The organism is Aquabacterium parvum (assembly GCF_001447195.1).
GTDB classification, from domain to species: domain Bacteria; phylum Pseudomonadota; class Gammaproteobacteria; order Burkholderiales; family Burkholderiaceae_C; genus Aquabacterium; species Aquabacterium parvum.
The window spans coordinates 109,963-127,973 of sequence record NZ_LFRI01000341.1 but is presented as its reverse complement, the minus strand read 5'-3'; the positions used below and the strand labels follow the sequence as shown (position 1 = coordinate 127,973).

The 18,011-nt window shown below is 66.9% G+C and carries 12 protein-coding genes; 3 read left to right on the top strand and 9 right to left on the bottom strand.

All coding sequences use genetic code 11. The annotated features are described in order from the left end of the window. Window positions 1-74: 74 nt before the first annotated feature. From prpF to prpB, 6 genes are all read right to left on the bottom strand, one after another. On the bottom strand, window positions 75-1,262 hold the full coding sequence (gene prpF, locus ABG80_RS12040; RefSeq protein WP_058087877.1) for a 2-methylaconitate cis-trans isomerase PrpF: 1,188 nt from the start codon (window positions 1,260-1,262) through the stop codon (window positions 75-77). 88 nt (window positions 1,263-1,350) lie between these two features. Beyond that, on the bottom strand, window positions 1,351-2,913 hold the full coding sequence (locus tag ABG80_RS12035; RefSeq protein ID WP_058087876.1) for a GDYXXLXY domain-containing protein: 1,563 nt from the start codon (window positions 2,911-2,913) through the stop codon (window positions 1,351-1,353). Then, complete coding sequence (locus ABG80_RS12030; protein ID WP_058087875.1) at window positions 2,910-3,803, bottom strand: DUF2157 domain-containing protein; 894 nt, start codon at window positions 3,801-3,803, stop codon at window positions 2,910-2,912. The genes ABG80_RS12035 and ABG80_RS12030 overlap by 4 nt, the downstream gene beginning before the upstream one ends. Before the next feature lie 144 nt (window positions 3,804-3,947). Next, window positions 3,948-6,575 (bottom strand): Fe/S-dependent 2-methylisocitrate dehydratase AcnD, encoded by a 2,628-nt coding sequence (acnD, locus tag ABG80_RS12025; RefSeq protein WP_058087874.1) that lies wholly within the window; start codon window positions 6,573-6,575, stop codon window positions 3,948-3,950. 118 nt (window positions 6,576-6,693) lie between these two features. Further along, window positions 6,694-7,860, bottom strand: a complete 1,167-nt coding sequence (gene prpC / locus ABG80_RS12020; protein ID WP_058087873.1) for a bifunctional 2-methylcitrate synthase/citrate synthase — start codon at window positions 7,858-7,860, stop codon at window positions 6,694-6,696. Between the two features lie 40 nt (window positions 7,861-7,900). Then, window positions 7,901-8,785, bottom strand: coding sequence for a methylisocitrate lyase (gene prpB / locus ABG80_RS12015; protein WP_058087872.1), 885 nt, complete (start codon window positions 8,783-8,785; stop codon window positions 7,901-7,903). 258 nt (window positions 8,786-9,043) lie between these two features. Between prpB and prpR the strand changes: the two genes are divergently transcribed. Then, window positions 9,044-11,086, top strand: coding sequence for a propionate catabolism operon regulatory protein PrpR (prpR, locus tag ABG80_RS12010; protein ID WP_083506047.1), 2,043 nt, complete (start codon window positions 9,044-9,046; stop codon window positions 11,084-11,086). Window positions 11,087-11,123: 37 nt separating this feature from the next. Here the strand turns inward: prpR and ABG80_RS12005 are convergent, their stop codons facing one another. Then, entirely contained in the window at window positions 11,124-11,783 is a 660-nt protein-coding gene (locus ABG80_RS12005; protein WP_058087871.1) for a PEP-CTERM sorting domain-containing protein, read from the bottom strand. A 210-nt stretch (window positions 11,784-11,993) separates the two neighbouring features. On the opposite strand from ABG80_RS12005, the gene ABG80_RS12000 reads away from it, so the two are divergent. Continuing rightward, the gene (locus ABG80_RS12000; RefSeq protein WP_058088160.1) at window positions 11,994-13,913 is read left to right on the top strand and encodes a B12-binding domain-containing radical SAM protein; all 1,920 of its coding nucleotides are present in this window, start codon (window positions 11,994-11,996) and stop codon (window positions 13,911-13,913) included. Between the two features lie 36 nt (window positions 13,914-13,949). Here ABG80_RS12000 and ABG80_RS11995 read toward each other — a convergent pair whose 3' ends face one another. Further along, on the bottom strand, window positions 13,950-14,969 hold the full coding sequence (locus ABG80_RS11995; RefSeq protein WP_058087870.1) for an HpcH/HpaI aldolase/citrate lyase family protein: 1,020 nt from the start codon (window positions 14,967-14,969) through the stop codon (window positions 13,950-13,952). 230 nt (window positions 14,970-15,199) lie between these two features. On the opposite strand from ABG80_RS11995, the gene ABG80_RS11990 reads away from it, so the two are divergent. Next, window positions 15,200-16,744 carry a methyl-accepting chemotaxis protein gene (locus ABG80_RS11990; RefSeq protein WP_058087869.1) on the top strand — a complete coding sequence of 515 codons (1,545 nt, stop codon included), beginning with the start codon at window positions 15,200-15,202 and terminating at the stop codon, window positions 16,742-16,744. Window positions 16,745-16,869: 125 nt separating this feature from the next. On the opposite strand, the gene ABG80_RS11985 is transcribed toward ABG80_RS11990, so the two are convergent. Next, a complete protein-coding gene (locus ABG80_RS11985) occupies window positions 16,870-17,856 on the bottom strand; it encodes a malate dehydrogenase (RefSeq protein ID WP_058087868.1) in 987 nt (328 codons plus the stop codon). Between the last annotated feature and the right edge of the window lie 155 nt (window positions 17,857-18,011).

Genomic DNA, 18,011 nt, shown 5'->3' with positions numbered 1-18,011 from the left:
TGTCAGTTCGTAGTGAAGATTTCGGCCCCTGAGCGCGCCGTGACGTGTTGCCCGGCTCGCTTGCGGTGTTCACCTCAGAACGCGTCACCGGGCACGCGCACCCAGCCTTCCATCAGGATGCGGGCGCTGCGGCTCATGATGGCTTTGGTGACGGTCCACTGGCCATTGACCTGTTTGGCCTGAGCGCCCACACGGAGGGTGCCCGAAGGGTGGCCGAAGCGCACCGCCTCACGCTCGCCGCCGCCGGCCGCCTGGTTGACCAGGGTGCCGGGGATGGCCGCTGCCGTGCCGATGGCCACCGCGCAGGTGCCCATCATGGCGTGGTGCAGCTTGCCCATCGAGAGGGCGCGCACCAGCAGGTCCACGTCGGCGGCTGCGATGGTTTTGCCGCTCGATGCCGTGTAGGTGGTGGGCGGTGCCACGAAGGCGATCTTGGGTGTGTGCTGGCGGGTGGCTGCTTCTTCGGGCGTCTTGATCAGGCCCATGCGCAGGGCGCCGGCCACGCGGATGGCTTCGAAGCGCTTGAGTGCTTCGGGGTCGGTGTTGATTTGTTCGCGCAGTTCGGTGCCGGTGTAGCCGATGTCCTTCGCGTTGACGAACACGGTGGGGATGCCCGCCGTGATCATGGTGGCCTTGAAAGTGCCCAGGCCCTGGACTTCCAGGTCATCGACCAGGTTGCCGGTGGGGAACATCGAGCCACCCTCGTCGCCGTCGTCCGACGGGTCCATGAACTCGAGCACGATCTCGGCGGCGGGGAAGGTCACGCCGTCGAGCTCGAAGTCACCGGTTTCCTGCACCTGACCGTTGGTCACGGGCACGTGGGCGATGATGGTTTTCTGGATGTTGGCCTGCCAGATGCGGACCACGGCCACGCCATTTTCAGGAATGCGGGCCGCATCGACCAGGCCGGCGTGGATGGCGAAGGCACCGGCGGCGGTGGAGAGGTTGCCGCAGTTGCCCGACCAGTCCACGAAGACCTTGTCGATGGAGACCTGGCCGTAGAGGTAGTCCACATCGTGGTCGGGCACGCTGGACTTGGACAGGATCACGCACTTGCTCGTGCTCGAGGTGGCACCCCCCATGCCGTCGATGTGCGCGGCGTAGGGGTCGGGGCTGCCGATGACCCGCATGAACAGCTTGTCGCGCGCTTCGCCTGGCTGCTGGCAGCTGGCAGGCAGGTCTTGAAGGCGGAAGAAGACGCCTTTGCTGGTGCCGCCACGGATGTAGGTGGCAGGGATCTTCACTTGTGCGGGGTGGGCCATGGTCACGGATGAGGTTCGAGAGGAGGAGGCGGCGTCTTCACGCCGGATTTTCGCTGGTTTGTTGGTCGGTGTGTCGGTGGCTGATGCTTCAAAGGGACTCCAGCTTCGGGCCCCTCAGGCCGACCAGCAAGGCCCGTCCACCGGGCTCGACGCGGAACTCGCCAAAGCGGGCGGCGGACCAGCGCTGGGCTTCGCCTTCCTTGAAGTGGAAGGCATCGGTCACGAGCAGCCAGTTGCCGTGTTGACGGCGCATGCGCATGATCAGTTCGTCAGGCTGAAGGGCCTCGCCTCGGTGCTGGCGCAAGGCGGTGGCGACGCCGCGTGGGTCGACCCTGAACACCAGGTACACGGGTGAGCGATCGGCCGACGCGGTGACGGGCACGCGGTCGGTGGCGAAGCGCAGGGCCATGTAATCCCCTTGCATCAGTGAGCGCGGGTCAACCGGGGCGAGCGCCACGTAGACCGGGCGCCCATCGCGGATGAGGGCCTCGTTTTGCCAGATCGCGATGTTGGCCACCAGCAGCATCGCCACCGAGCCCAGCGCCAAGGCCGCGCGGCGGTGACCACCCGCTGCGAGTGGGCTGGCAAGGGGAGCTGAATGGGCGGACGTGTTTGCGTGCTCCCCCGTTGCCTCGCTGCCGGCGGCGCGCTGGCCCCAGGCCGCGATCACGCCCAGCAGCACGCCGGCGCCGCACAGCACCAAGGCCTTGGTGGCCAGGGGCCAGGCGAGCTGGTGATAGAAGGCACCGAGTGTCCAGAGCGCCACGACGCCGGCCCAGGTGGCCATGCGCGGACGCCGGGTGGTCAGGCAGGCGGCGGCCACCAGCAGCACACCGCCCAGCGCGGGCATGAATGCAGCCAGCCCGCACGCCACTGCCGCTAGGCCGGCGCACCAGGCCTGACGCCAAGCTGACCGGTGCGAGGCCAGCCACCACATGGCTGCCAGGGCGACGGTGACCGACCCCAAGTCGAGGCCCCGCCAGGTCCACGAGGCCTGGAGGCTGAGTGACGCTGGAGCGCCATCGAGTTTGAGTGGCTCGTTCAGCACGAAAGTGGAGCCCGACCACCAGGCCAGGGCCAGCAGCGCGGAGGCGATCCAGCCGTTACCCAGGTCGGTGACCGCTTCGGCGATCGCTGGGTGTGTGCTGGCACGCTGGCGCAACCACCCCACAGAGCCCAGCCAGGTGGCGACCGCCAGGTGCGAGGTCAGCCATGGGCTCCACCACCCCCGGTCACCCCGCCACCATGCCTCTTGCGTGCAGGCCACCAGCATCAATGGGCAGGCCAGCGCGCCCAGCAGGTTGCGCACCCAGGCTTGTGGCACCGCAGGCCCCAGGCCCAAGGCAATCAGACCGAGGGTGGCGCTGGCAGGTTGCCAGCCCAGTGGGGCGCTCAGGCCCCAGCCCAGCAAGGTCAGGCCGGCGAGCAGGGTGGGCACGCCCAGGTTTTCGACGAACAGCGAACGTGCGGGCGCGCGCAGCAGCGCCAGGGCACCTGCCAGCATGAGCAACCCGGCGAGCAAGGCGCCTTCCTGCTCGCGCAGCAGGGGTTCCATCAACAAGACGGCCACCGCGAAGAAGGGGATCGCTGCCAGCCATGCACCGAGGGCGCTCAGCAGGACGACAGGCCAAGGGCGAGAGGGTGTGCTCATGCTGGTTCCCCGTGCTCGCGCGCGATGTGCATCACGCCCTTCACCGAGGCACCCAGCAAGCCCGCTGCCAGCAGGCCCAGGAGCAACCAGGCGCCCAAGGCATCCCCTCGTGTGCCTTCCAGCAACCAGCGCCCCAGTCCGCTCACGACACACACATTGAGCCCCAGGGTCAGGACGCTCAAGCCGTACAGGTCGAACCAGCGGGGGCGCGACAAGAGTCCCGCGCCCGCGCCCATCACCAGCAAGCCCAGGCCGTAGACCCGAACGCCGCCGTCGGCCAGCAAGTTGGCGACGGCATGGCTCGATACGCCGATGGTGAACAGGGTCAGGGCCAGTCGTTGGCTCCAGGCGCCGGTGCCCATCCACGGGCGCACAGGGGAGCTCAGGCCGATCGCGATGACGCCCGATGCGATCCAGGCCAGCACGTGGGTGGCTACGTCCTGGTCGCGGGCCAGCCAGGCGCTTTCGGTGTTCGCCGTCAGCCACAGCGACACGGCGGTCATGGCGACCATGGCCCAGGCCGACCAGGTGGCGTCGTGGCGGGTGCCCCAGGCCATGGGCAGCCCCAGGAGGGCCCACAGCGCGAAAAGCTGCCAGGGGTCTGCGCCGGTCTGGTAGGTCTGGCCGATGTGCGCGAGCAGCCCACCCGAGAGCAGAAAGAGCAACAAGGCGGATGCAGGGCGCCAAGCTGGACGCCACATGGCGACGACACCGGCAGCGAGCAGCGAGGCCTGCAGCAGCCCGAACTGCGTGGTGCGCGCCAGCGCGGCCCAGTTGGCGGCGAGCCAGAAAATGGCACCCAGGCCGCACAGCGTTGCCGCCAGGACAGCGGTGGCTCGCCGAAGCCACGCAGCCGATTCAATGCCGTCTCCGTGTGGGGTCTTGCTCATGGGTGCGTCGGCCTGGTCGCGTGGGCCGGGCCGGTCTCTCTGAAAGGCTGGAATGTGCGGAGGATCTTATCGCTGCGGGCTCGAACGAAAACCAAGGGGCACCAGGTTGCCCTGATGCCCCCTCTCGGAACGGACCGATCGAGATCAGGCCGCCTTGTTGGCTGCCAGGAAGTCCTGCGCGAAGCGCTGCAGCACGCCGCCGGCCTCGTACACCGACACCTCTTCGGCGGTGTCCAGGCGGCTGGTCACGGTCATCTTCACGGTCTCGCCGTTCTTGCGGTGGATCACCAGGGTCAGGTCGGCGCGCGGCTTGAGGTCGCCTTCCACGTCGAAGGTCTCGGTGCCGTCCAGGCCCAGGGTCAGGCGGGTGGTGCCCGGCTTGAACTCCAGGGGCAGCACGCCCATGCCGATCAGGTTGGTGCGGTGGATGCGCTCGAAGCCTTCGGCGACCACGGTTTCCACACCCGCCAGGCGCACACCCTTGGCGGCCCAGTCACGCGAGGAGCCCTGACCGTAGTCGGCGCCGGCGATGATGATCAGCGGCTGGCGGCGGTTGAGGTAGGTCTCCATGGCCTCCCACATGCGCATGACCTGGCCTTCGGGCTCCACGCGGGCCCACGAGCCCACCTTGATGCTGCCGTCTTCCTTGCGCACCATCTCGTTCTTGAGCGTGGGGTTGGCGAAGGTGGCGCGCATGGCGGTGAGGTGGTCGCCACGGTGGGTGGCGTAGGAGTTGAAGTCCTCTTCCGGCAGGCCCATCTTGTGCAGGTACTCACCGGCGGCCGAGTTCATCAGGATCGCGTTGGAAGGCGACAGGTGATCGGTGGTGATGTTGTCCGGCAGGATGGCCAGCGGGCGCATGGCCTTGAGCGTGCGCGGGTTGGCGGCCAGGGCGCCGACGCCTTCGGTGTCCCAGTAAGGCGGGCGGCGGATGTAGGTCGACATCGGGCGCCAGTCGTACTGCGGGCTGACCTTCTCGCCCTTGTCGGCCTGGATGGCGAACATGGGCTCGTACACGGCGCGGTACTGCTCGGGCTTCACAGCGGCCTTGACCACGGCGTCGATCTCTTCGTCAGACGGCCAGATGTCCTTCAGGCGGATTTCCTTGCCGTCCACAACCGTCAGCACGTCGTTTTCGATGTCGAAGCGCACGGTGCCGGCGATGGCGTAAGCCACGACCAGCGGGGGCGAGGCCAGGAAGGCCTGCTTGGCATACGGGTGGATGCGACCGTCGAAGTTGCGGTTGCCCGAGAGCACGGCGGTGGCGTAGAGGTCGCGGTCGACGATTTCCTTCTGGATGACCGGATCCAGCGCGCCTGACATGCCGTTGCAGGTGGTGCAGGCAAAGGCCACGATGCCGAAGCCGAGCTTTTCCAGGTCGCCCAGCAGGTTGGCTTCCTTGAGGTACAGCTCCACGGCCTTCGAGCCAGGGGCCAGAGAAGACTTGACCCAGGGCTTGCGCGTCAGGCCCAGCTTGTTGGCGTTGCGGGCCAGCAGGGCGGCCGCGATCACGTTGCGCGGGTTCGACGTGTTGGTGCACGAGGTGATGGCAGCGATGATCACGGCGCCGTCGGGCATGGTGCCTTCTTCAGCCTTGGGCATGGCCCATTGACCGGCGATGCCCTTGGAGGCGAGATCGCTCGTGGCCACGCGGGCGTGCGGGTTCGACGGGCCGGCCATGTTGCGCACCACGCTCGACAGGTCGAACTCGAGGTTGCGCTCGTACACGGCGTTCTTCAGTGAGTCGGACCACAGGCCGGCGGTCTTGGCGTAGGTCTCGACCAGCTTGACCTGCTCGGCGCTGCGGCCGGTCAGGGTCAGGTACTCCAGCGTCTGCTCGTCGATGCTGAACATGGCGGCGGTGGCGCCGTATTCGGGGGCCATGTTCGAGATGGTGGCGCGGTCGCCGATGGTCAGCTTCGACGCACCCTCGCCATGGAACTCAAGGTACGCGCCCACGACCTTGTTCTTGCGCAGGAACTCGGTCAGCGCCAGCACCACGTCGGTGGCGGTGATGCCCGGCTGACGTTGGCCGGTGAGCTTCACGCCCACGATTTCAGGCAGGCGCATCCACGAAGCCCGGCCCAGCATCACGTTCTCGGCTTCGAGGCCGCCCACGCCAATGGCGATCACGCCCAGCGCGTCCACGTGCGGGGTGTGCGAGTCGGTGCCGACGCAGGTGTCGGGGTAGGCCACACCGTTGTCCGAGTGGATCACGGGCGACATCTTCTCCAGGTTGATCTGGTGCATGATGCCGTTGCCCGCGGGAATCACGTCCACGTTGGCGAAGGCCTTCTTCGTCCACTCTATGAAGTGGAAGCGGTCTTCGTTGCGGCGCTCCTCGATGTCGCGGTTCTTCTGGAAGGCTTGGCTGTCGAACCCGCCGCACTCCACGGCCAGCGAGTGGTCCACGATCAGCTGCACGGGCACCACCGGGTTCACCTTGGCCGGATCTCCGCCTTCTTTTGCGATGGCGTCACGCAGGCCAGCCAGGTCGACCAGGGCGGTCTGGCCCAGGATGTCGTGGCAGGCCACGCGGGCCGGGAACCAGGGGAAGTCGAGGTCGCGCTTGCGCTCGACGATCTGCTTGAGGCAATCGGTGACGATGGCCGGGTCTGCCTTGCGCACGATGTTCTCGGCGTGCACGCGGGCGGTGTAGGGCAGGGTGGCCCAGGCGCCCGGCTGGATGGCTTCGACGGCGGCTTGCGTGTCGAAGTAATCGAGGGAGGTGCCGGGCAGCGGCTTGCGGAAATGGGTGTTGATGTGGCTCATGACCGTGTGGGGCGGAGATCGAGGCAGGTGGCGAAGCAGGCGGGGAGGCTGGGGGTTCAGCCCACCGGGCTGCAACGCTGGAAGTTGAAAGGGCGCCATCGGCGCCCTCGTTGCTGAATTACTTGCGGTCCTTCAGCGGCACGAACTTCTGGTCTTCCGGGCCGGTGTAGTTGGCCGAAGGACGGATGATCTTGCCGTCGATGCGCTGCTCGATCACGTGGGCCGACCAGCCCGATGTGCGGGCGATCACGAACAGCGGCGTGAACATGTCGGTGGGCACGCCCATCATGTGGTAGCTCACAGCCGAGAACCAGTCGAGGTTCGGGAACATCTTCTTGATTTCCCACATCACCGACTCGAGGCGTTCGGCGATGTCGTACATCTTGGTGTTGTTCTGTTCCTTGGACAGGTCTTGCGCCACCTTCTTGATGACCACGTTGCGCGGGTCGCTCACGGTGTAGACGGGGTGACCGAAGCCGATCACGACTTCCTTGCGTTCGACGCGGGCGCGGATGTCGGCCTCGGCTTCGTCCGGGTTGTCGTAGCGCTTCTGGATTTCGAAGGCCACTTCGTTGGCGCCGCCGTGCTTCGGGCCGCGCAGGGCACCGATGCCGCCGCACAGCGCCGAGTACATGTCGGAGCCCGTGCCGGCGACCACGCGCGACGTGAAGGTCGAGGCGTTGAACTCGTGCTCGGCGTACAGGATGAGCGAGGTGTGCATGGCGCGCACCCAGCTGTCACGCGGCTTCTCGCCGTGCAGCAGGTGCAGGAAGTGGCCGCCGATCGAGTCGTCGTCGGTTTCCACGTCGATGCGCTTGCCGTTGTAGGCGAAGTGGTACCAGTACAGCAGCATCGAGCCCAGGCAGGCCATCAGCTTGTCGGCGATGTCGCGGGCGCCGGGGTGGTTGTGGTCTTCCTTCTCGGGCTTGACGCAACCGAGCACCGACACGCCGGTGCGCATCACGTCCATCGGGTGGCTCGAAGGCGGCAGCTGCTCCAGCGCGACCTTGACGGCGTTGGGCAGGCCGCGCAGCGACTTCAGCTTGGCCTTGTAGCCAGCGAGTTCGGCCACGTTGGGCAGCTTGCCGTGCACCAGCAGGTGGGCGATTTCTTCGAATTCGCAGGTGGTGGCGACGTCGAGGATGTCGTAGCCGCGGTAAGCCAGGTCATTGCCAGTGCGGCCCACGGTGCACAGGGCGGTGTTGCCGGCGGCGGTGCCGGACAGGGCGACCGACTTCTTGGGCTTGAAACCGGGGGTGGTGGTGGTCTCAGGGGTGGCGCTCATGTTGCGTCTCTCCAATTGAAAGCAGTGGCGGATGAAAGGATCACTTCTTGGCGGCGAACAGCGCGTCGAGTTTGCCCTCGAACGCGTGGTAGCCGATGCGGTCGTACAGCTCTTCGCGGGTCTGCATGATGTCGACCACGTTGCGCTGGTGGCCGTCGCGTCGGATGGCAGTGTAGACAGCTTCGGCGGCCTTGTTCATGGCGCGGAAGGCGCTCAGCGGGTAGAGCACCATGCCCACGCCCGTGGGGCGCAGGTCGTCGACGCTGAACAGCGGGGTCTTGCCGAACTCGGTGATGTTGGCCAGCACGGGCACCTTCACGGCGTCGACGAACTTCTTGTAGGTCTCGAGGTCGTAAGCGGCCTCGGCGAAGATGCCGTCGGCGCCGGCTTCCACGCACTTGATCGCACGTTCGATGGCGGCGTCCACGCCGTGCACCTGGATGGCGTCGGTGCGGGCGATCAGGAAGAAGTCCTTGTCCGTCTTGGCGTCGGCGGCGGCCTTGACGCGGTCGACCATCTCTTCGGTGGTGACGATTTCCTTGCCGGGGCGGTGGCCGCAGCGCTTGGCGCCGACCTGGTCTTCGATGTGGCAGGCCGCGGCGCCGGCCTTGATCAGGCTCTTGACGGTGCGCTCGATGTTGAAGGCGCTGGGGCCGAAGCCGGTGTCGATGTCGACCAGCAGAGGCGTGTCACAGACGTCGGTGATGCGGCGCACGTCGATGAGCACGTCTTCCAGGCCGCTGATGCCCAGGTCGGGCAGGCCCAGCGAGCCCGCGGCCACACCGCCACCCGAGAGGTAGATGGCCTTGAAGCCCGCGCGTTGGGCCAGCAGCGCGTGGTTCGCGTTGATGGTGCCCATGACCTGCAGGGGCGCTTCTTCTTTGAGGGCCTGGCGGAAACGGGCGCCGGCGGACAGTTGAGCCATGTGGTTCTCCGTGGAGTGAAGGACGGTTCACACGGACAGCGCAACGCGTGTGCCAGGGCGATCATGGCGGGGAGTGTGCAACGTGCACTTGGGGTAAGTCCTTGATTTGATTGGTCGCGAGGGGAAGTGGTGCGCATGGGTGTCGGGTGCAGGCAGTGGCGCATGTTCCATTTGTGAAACGTTTTGCCTGAAACGTGAAACAATGTTGAAACGGAGCGCCGACCCGTCTGTTCGCAACAAGCTGCCCAGCCTCTGACCATGCCCGTTTCCTCAACTCCCGCTGACGGCCTGTCGGCCGCCGCGCCCCTCAGGCGAGCCACCCAGACCAGCGCCCCGCCGCGCATCGTTGCGGTGGGCTACCGACGCATCAACAAGATGCTGCAGGAGCTGGCGGCCGATGTGGCCGACCGGGCCAGCGTCGACGTGTTGGACGTGGGCTTCGAGCAGGCCGTGGCGCGCGTCAAGGACCTGCAGGCGCTGCAGCCCGTGGACGTGGTGGTGGCCGCCGGCTCGAACGGCGGTTACCTGCGCCAGCACCTGGACGTGCCGGTGGTGCTGGTCAAAGTGGGGGGCTTCGATTTGATGCAGGCCCTGTCGCAGGCCAGGCGACTGGCTGACCGCATCGGCCTGGTCACTTACGAGGGCATGGCGCCCGACCTCAGCCGCTTCGATCGCCTGTTCGATTTCGACGTGGCTCAGCGCAGCTACCGCACCGAAGACGAGGCCCGAGCCTGCGTGCGCGAGTTGCAGCAGGCCGGCGTGGGCGTGGTGGTGGGCAGCGGGGTGGCCGTGGACGTGGCCGAGCAGCTGGGCTTGCCCGGGCTATTTCTGTATTCGATGGATGCGGTGCGTGCGGCGCTGGAAGACGCGGTCGAGGTGGCGAGGGCGGCGCGCATCGAGCAGGCCAAGCGTGAGCGGCTCAACACCATCCTGGCCCAGGTCAGCGATGGCGTCATCGCCGTGGACCAGGGCGAGCGCATCCTGACGCTCAACCCGCGCATGGCTCAGTGGCTGGGCGTGGCGCCCACCGATTGGATCGGGCAGGTGCTCGGACGCGTCTGCCCGGAGCTGAGCCTGCAAAACACCTTGCGCCTGGGGCAGCCGGAGCTCGAGTCGATCGAGCGCGTCAAGGGCAAGGCGCTGATCGTCAGCCGACAGCCCATCCTCGAGCAAGGGGTGCTGACCGGCGCGGTGCTCACGGCGCAGGACCCCATCTCCATCCAGCGGGTTGACCGGCACATCCGCGCACGCATCCAGCCGCACCAGGCGGCCCGATCGCGCTACGAGCTGTCGGGCTTCGTCGGGCGCAGTGCCGCTGCCCAGCGCGTGCAGGCACTGGCCGAGCGCTGCGCGCAAAGCCCGGCCACCGTGCTGCTGCTGGGCGAGAGCGGCACAGGCAAGGAGCTGGTGGCTCAAGGCATTCACCGCGCCAGCGATCGCCGTGACATGCCCTTCGTCGCCGTCAACTGCGCAGCCATGAGCGAGGCGCTGCTCGAAAGCGAGCTGTTCGGGTACGAAGAAGGGGCCTTCACCGGTGCACGTCGGGGTGGCAAGGTCGGGCTGTTCGAGGCGGCACACCGGGGCACCATCTTCCTCGACGAGATCGGCGAGATGCCGCTGCCCTTGCAGACCCGTTTGCTGCGCGTCTTGCAAGAGCGAGAGGTGCTGCGCGTGGGGGCCACCGAGCCCGTGCCCGTTCAGCTGCGCGTGATCGCCGCCACGCACCGGGATCTCGCTGAGCGCGTGGCGCAAGGCACGTTCCGACTCGACCTCTACTACCGGCTCAACATCCTGCGGATCGAGGTGCCCGCCTTGCGCGAGCGCCTCGAAGACCTGCCCGAGATCGTGCAGGCCCTGCTGCAGCGCCAACTCCTTCGCCTGAGTGCCGCGGGCGCGCCCGCTCAGCGCTCGGTGTGGTTGCAGCGCGGGCAGGCGATGTCGCCCCTGCTCGCAGCCCTGTTGCAGCAGGCTCCGAGTCACCCGTGGCCGGGCAATGTGCGCGAGCTCGACAACGTGGTCGAGCGCTTGCTGGCTTGCGTGGCCGACGAGGACCTGCGTGGGTTGCAAACGCCGCAGCAGGCTCGGGACATGCTGCGCAGCCTGGCTCCCGAGCTGTTCGCCTCAGGGGGGGGGGCCCAGCCAATCGGCGCCATGGGCATGAGCATGGGCGCGGGCTCGATGCCGGGCGAGAGGTCTCGCATCGAAGCCGTGCTGGCTGCCTGCGCCGGCGACCGCGCGCAAGCCGCGCGTCAACTGGGCATCAGCCGCACGACTTTGTGGCGCAAACTCAAAGGGCCCTGAAGAGGGCCCTGGGTGAGGTGGTGCGCGAAGAGGGCGATCAGGCCTGGCGGCGACGCATCGCGCCCACGGCCGCCACGCCCATGGCCAGCAGCAGCCAGCTCGAGGGCTCGGGCACCGCCGGGGTCACGCCGCCAGTCGTCACCGAGATGCCGTCGATGCCCAGGTAGGCCTTGTCGGCGTGGGCCAGGCGGAAGGACAGCAGCTGAGATGCCGAAGTGGCCACGAATGTCAGCGACTGGGTGGCCCAGCTCGAAGACAGGCTCAGCGTCGCACCCTGACCGATGCTGGCGCCGTCGAGCATCACGCCGATCGCGTTGCTGCCCAGGTAGGAGTCGACCGAGTTGTTGACGCCGAAGTTGGCGGCCTTCCAGCTCACGGTGTAGGTCTGTCCGATGCTCAGACCGCTGAGGGTCTGGCCGAAACTCTCGAAGTAACTGCCGTTGGCGCCCAGGCCCACCCAGGTGCCGCCATCGGGCGAATCGGTGGGCGCAACGCCAAAGGAAAGCCAGCCCGACACCCCGACGTTGCTCGTCGGGTCCATCGTGTCGGGCGTGCCTGCCAGCACCGTCCAGCCGGTTGGCACATCCATGTTGGCGATGCTGCCGTTGAGTGAGCCGTTGACGACCAGCGACTCAGCGCGGGCGGTGAAGGCTGCGAGCAGCAGGACAGACAGGGTGGCGATTCGGATGGGTTTCATGGTGCGCTTGTTACAACATGTACAACGGTTTGGATCCTAGGCGTTCGGGTCGCTGAGCGGGGCGCCGTCACCCCCCGCCAACAGGGGGCGAATGCCGTCATTTCCGCCATGCACGTGATGGATTCACGCCGTGGGCAACACACCTTCATGAAGCGCCGCCCGAACCCTCGCTGGCACAATCTCGCCACCCCAGCCCCCAACCTCGCCTGCATGCCGCAAGAGTCGCCTCGCGTGCTGTCGCTCATCCCGCCGATGACGCAGCTCAACACGCCTTACCCGTCCACCGCCTACCTCACCGGGTTCCTGCGGTCGCAAGGCGTGCAGGCGCAGCAGGAAGACCTGGCGCTGGCGCTGGTGCTGCGTCTGCTCTCGCGCGAGGGCCTGTCTCGGGTCAGGGCCGTGGCCGACGCCATGCCGGCGAAGGCCCGCAGCGCCGCCGTGGCCTCGTTCATGGATCAGGCCGACGCCTACCTCGCCACCATCGAGCGCGTCATCTCCTTCCTGCAAGGCACGGACGCCACGCTGGCCCACCGCATCGCCGGCCGAGGCTACCTGCCTGAAGGCCCGCGCTTTGCCTCGCTGGAGGCTTACGCTGGCGCGCTGGCCGATGACGACGGAGGCGACCCACTGGCCTGGGCCTTTGGCGCCTTGGGGCTGCAGGACCGCGCACGGCACGTCGCCACGCTCTACCTCAACGACCTGGCCGACGTGCTGCGCGATGCCATCGATGCGCGCTTCGAGTTCGTGCGCTACGCCGAGCAGATCGCCATGAGCCAGCCCAGCTTCGAGCCGCTGGCGGCCGCGCTGGCTGCGCCGCCCAACCTGATCGACACCACGCTGACCGAGCTGACGCTCGACGCCATCGCTCGCCACCGACCCACGGTGGTGCTGCTGTCGGCGCCATTCCCCGGCAATGTGTACGCGGCCTTTCGCATCGCCCAGGCCATCAAGGCCCACCACCCCGGTGTCGTCACCGTGCTGGGCGGCGGCTTCGTCAACACCGAGCTGCGCGAGCTGGCCGAGGCCCGCGTCTTCGACTTCTTCGATTTCGTCACGCTCGACGCGGGTGAGCGCCCCTTGTTGGCTTTGCTGGAGCACGTGCAGGGCCGACGCAGCCGCGAGCGCCTGGTGCGCACCTTCGTTCGCACCGATGCCGGCGCCGTCAAGCTCATGCAATGGCAAGAGCCCGACGTGCCCTTCAACGACGTCGGCACACCCACCTGGGACGGTCTGCCACTGCACCGCTACCTGTCGCTGCTGGACATGCTCAACCCCATGAACCGGCTGTGGTCCGACGGGCGCTGGAACAAGCTCACCGTGGCGCATGGCTGCTACTGGAAGAAGTGCAGCTTCTGCGACGTCAGCTTGGACTACATCTCGCGCTACGAGGCGGCATCGGCCACCGTGCTGGTCGATCGCATCGAGGCCATCGTCGCCGAAACGGGGCAGACAGGCTTTCACTTCGTCGACGAGGCCGCGCCCCCGAAGGTGCTGCGCGCCTTGGCCGAAGAGCTGCTGCGCCGTGGTGTGCAGATCAGCTGGTGGGGCAACGTGCGCTTTGAAAAAACCTTCACACCCGAGTTGTGCCAGTTGCTCGCCGACAGCGGCTGCATCGCCATCTCGGGTGGCCTGGAGGTGGCGTCCGATCGCCTGCTGCAATTGATGAAGAAGGGCGTGTCCGTCGAACAGGTCGCGCGCGTGACGCGGGCCTTCGCCGACGCCGGCATCATGGTGCACGCCTACCTCATGTACGGCTTCCCGACGCAAACTGTGCAGGACACGGTCGACGCGCTGGAGTACGTGCGCCAGCTCTTCGAGCAGGGTTGCATCCATTCGGGCTTCTTTCACCGCTTTGCCTGCACGGTGCACTCCCCCGTGGGCCTGAACCCGGCCGAGTACGGCATCGAGCTCGTGCCTTTGCCCGAGGGCAGTTTTGCCCGCAACGACGTCGGCTTCACCGACCCGACGGGTGTGGACCACGACCGCCTCGGCCTGGCGCTCAAGAAGGCCATCTACAACTTCATGCACGGTTTCCTGCTGGAGCAGGACGTGCGCGCCTGGTTCGACGTGCGCGTGCCCCGCCCGACGGTGCCCAGGCACTTCATCGAGCGCGCACTGGCGCGGCACTGAACGAGGGCTGCCCCTCGGGCCAGCGCACTCGCTCGATCAAAGTCCGCCGAAGAAGCGTTCCTCCACCTCCACCGGCAGCGGCTGCCCGGTCACCCAGGCGCGCTCCAGCACATACCAGTGGTGACGGTAGCTCGCGCGGTCGTGCAGCACCCCGTGGTGAGAGATGGGCGCCCAGTGCTCGGCCTGGGCAGCCAGCAAAATTTCCACCGCGTCATCGACCTCCGCCACCACGGGTGTGAACGCATCCAGGATCACCGGGATCTGGGCCGGGTGGATGCTCCACATGCGCGTGTAGGCCAACTCGCGTGCGGCCTTGGTGGCCGCCTTGAGCAGCGCACGCGTGTCCTTGAACTCTGTGACCACGCCATGCGAGGGCGTGATGCGCGCCGCGTGACACGCAGCCGAGATCTCGACCTTGGCGCGCAGCACCAGCGGGTGTGCGAACTGGCCTTCGGCACCCATGGCCGATGCCGGGATCGCGCCGCGGTGCTCCGAGACGAAATCCATCAGCCCGAAGGACAGCGACTCGAAGCCCGGCAGCCGCGCGATGCTCGCGACCTCCTGCACCCCCCGGTGGGTTTCGATCAACCCATGGACGGGCAGCGCCCGCGTGACACCGTGGCGCTCGCGCGCCGACTGGATGGCGTGCAGCACGCGGCCGGCGTCCACCTCGCCGTCGATCTTGGGCACCATGATGTAGGCCAGTCGCTCGCCGGCCCGTCGCACCAGGGTGTCCACGTCCTCCTCGAAATGCCGGTGACGCAGGTCGTGCACCCGCACGCCCACCCGTCCATGCGCGTTCAAGGGGCTGTTGATCAGGCCGCAGACCAGGTCGAGCTGCTCGGCTTCACCGCCCACCGGCGCGCCGTCCTCCAGGTCCAGCGTCACGTCGAAGACCGCGCGCCCTGAGTCCTGTGCCATGTCGGCCTGCAGCCTCAGGCTTTTGAGCATGCGCTCCTCCACGCCCGCGTAGTGATCGCAGACGGGCAAGGCGGCCGGGTGCGGCTCGGTGCCGAAGAGGGCTTGGCGAGGGTGGATGGACGTCAGTGTGGACATGTGGGGTTGGCGCGGGTGAGGTCTGGCGGGTGTTCCAAGGGTGCATTGATCGGCTTGGCCGTGATGAAAGTCACGCCAGGCGCCATCGTGGTGCGTGATTGCCATCATGTGAAGCCGCCTGACTGCCGAAAGTTTACGCAGTTGCGTGTGGTCTTGGTTGACCGGATGCAACCCCGATCCGGATCAGGTTCGCCCTCGCCGGTCGGTGACACACGCGACAGGATGATCCGATGAGACTCAATGACTTGAAACTGGGCGCCCGCCTCGGCCTGGGTTTCGGCCTGGTGCTGCTGTTGGCGGCTTTGATTTCCCTGGTGGGATGGCTGCGGCTGGGCAGCACGTTGGACGGCATCGAGCTCACCCACGATGCGACCGAGCGCGCCAACAGCGCTCAGCGTTGGGAAGCCCTGACCCTGTTGAACGTCAACCGCACCCTGGCGATCGCCAAATCGGGCGGTCACGCCGACGTCAAAGCCCACTACGCGCCGCTCATCAAGGCCACCTCGGCCGAGATCAGCGAACTGCAAAAAGGACTGGAAGCGGCCATCAGCGACGACGCCGAGCGCGCCCAGTTCCAGGAAATCGCCGATCACCGCAAGGCCTACATCGCCTCCCGCGACAACATCTTCGGCTTGCTGGATCTTGACGATCCGGGCGCCAAGGAGGCGCTCAACGGGCAATTGATGCCCGCAGCCGAGCGCTACCTGGCAGCCATCCACGCGTTTCAGGTCCACCAGCGCGAGGACGCCGAAGCCACCAACCAGGCCATCACCGCCGCAGCGCAACAGGCACGCCTGATCCTGATGGTGCTGGGCGCGGCCTGCCTGGTCACCGGTGCGATCTTCGCCTGGCGCATCACCCGCTCCGTGACCCGTCCCCTGTCGGCGGCTGCGCAAGCCACCCGCATCATCGCCTCGGGAGACCTGACCCAGAAGGTCGAGGCCCATGGCCACGACGAGGTGGCCGACATGGTGGGCAGCCTGCACGAGATGCAGGAGTCGCTGCGCCGCATCGTCCATGAAATCCACGTCTGCACCGACGGCATTGCCACGGCCAGCAACGAAGTGGCCGCCGGCAGCATGGACCTGTCGGGCCGCACCGAGCAGGCCGCCTCCAGCCTGGAAGAAACCGCCTCCTCCATGGAGCAGATTTCCGGCACCATCCGCCAGACCGCCGACTCGGCCCGCATGGCCACGCAGTTGGCCCAAAGCGCCGTGAGCGCCGCCACGCAAGGTGGTCAGGTTGTCTCGCAAGTGATGACGACGATGCAGGCCATCACCGACAGCTCCAAGCGCATCGCAGACATCATCGCCGTCATCGATGGCATTGCCTTCCAGACCAACATCCTGGCCTTGAATGCCGCCGTGGAAGCCGCTCGCGCGGGCGAGCAAGGTCGTGGTTTTGCGGTGGTGGCAGGTGAGGTGCGTGCCTTGGCCCAGCGCGTGGCCGAAGCAGCCCGAGAGGTGCGCACGCTCATCAGCACCTCGGTCGAGCAGGTCTCGTCCGGCTCGGCCCTGGTCCAGGATGCGGGCACCTCGATGAGCGCCATCGTGGAGTCGGTTCAGCGCGTCAACGACATCATCGACGAGATCTCGACCGCCGCCTCCGAGCAGTCCGATGGCATCTCGCAGGTCAACCTCGCTGTCACCAACATGGACCAGATGACCCAGCAGAACGCGGCCTTGGTCGAAGAGTCGGCCGCTGCGGCCGAAAGCCTCAAGGACCAGTCCAGCCGGCTGACGCAAGTCATCTCCGTTTTGCGCATCGCTGGCTGAGCGTGCAGGGCAGGGGGCGCGAAGGCCCTGGCATGTGCCCATGAAAAAAGCCGACTGGCCAGGGGCCCGTCGGCTTTTGCTTTGCTGGCTGCGAAAGGGCCCGAGGCCCCTCGCGGATCAGCCCATCACAGCAGGTGCTTGACGCCGTCTTGCTCGCCTTGCAGCTCGGCCAGGGTCTTGTTGATGCACTCTTGCGAGAAAGCATCGATCTCCAGGCCTTCGACGATCTTGTACTCGCCGTTGTTGGTGATCACGGGGAAGCCGAACACGATGCCGGCGGGGATGCCGTACTCGCCGTTCGAAGGCACGCCCATGGTGACCCATTCGCCGTTCGAGCCCAGGGCCCAGTCACGGATGTGGTCGATGGCGGCGTTGGCTGCCGAAGCGGCCGACGACAGGCCGCGAGCGGCGATGATGGCGGCGCCACGCTTGCCCACGGTCGGCAGGAAGGTGTCGGCGTTCCAGACTTGATCGTTGATCAGGTCCTTGATCGACTTGCCGTTGGTGGTGGCGAAGCGGTAGTCGGCGTACATGGTGGGCGAGTGGTTGCCCCACACGGTCAGCTTCTTGATGTCGCCAACCTTGGTGCCGGTCTTGGCGGCCAGTTGCGAAGCGGCGCGGTTGTGGTCCAGGCGCAGCATGGCGGTGAAGTTCTTGGCCGGCAGGTCCGGGGCCGACTTCATGGCGATGTAGGCGTTGGTGTTGGCGGGGTTGCCGACGACCAGCACCTTCACGTTGCGCGAAGCGACAGCGTTCAGTGCCTTGCCTTGGGCCGTGAAGATCTGGGCGTTGGCGGCCAGCAGGTCGGCGCGCTCCATGCCCGGGCCGCGGGGACGTGCACCCACCAGCAGGGCGTAGTCGGTGTCCTTGAAGGCTTGCAGCGGGTCGCTGTGGGCTTCGATGCCGGCCAGCAGCGGGAAGGCGCAGTCTTCCAGTTCCATGATCACGCCCTTCAGGGCGTTCTGGGCCTTCTCATCGGGGATTTCCAGCAGTTGCAGGATGACAGGCTGATCCTTGCCCAGCATTTCGCCCGAGGCGATGCGGAACAGGAGGGCGTAACCGATTTGGCCAGCGGCGCCGGTGACGGCGACGCGAACGGGGGCTTTGCTCATGGCAACTCCGATGTGAGAGAAGGGGGTAAAAGGAAGACCGCAAGTGTAGCGTCGCGCGGCAGTCTAGGGACAAGCGCGAGCGGCGTCAATGATCTTCTGTCTTATATAAGACATCTTTCATTCGATCATGGACTTTGACTTGCAGATGTGGTGCA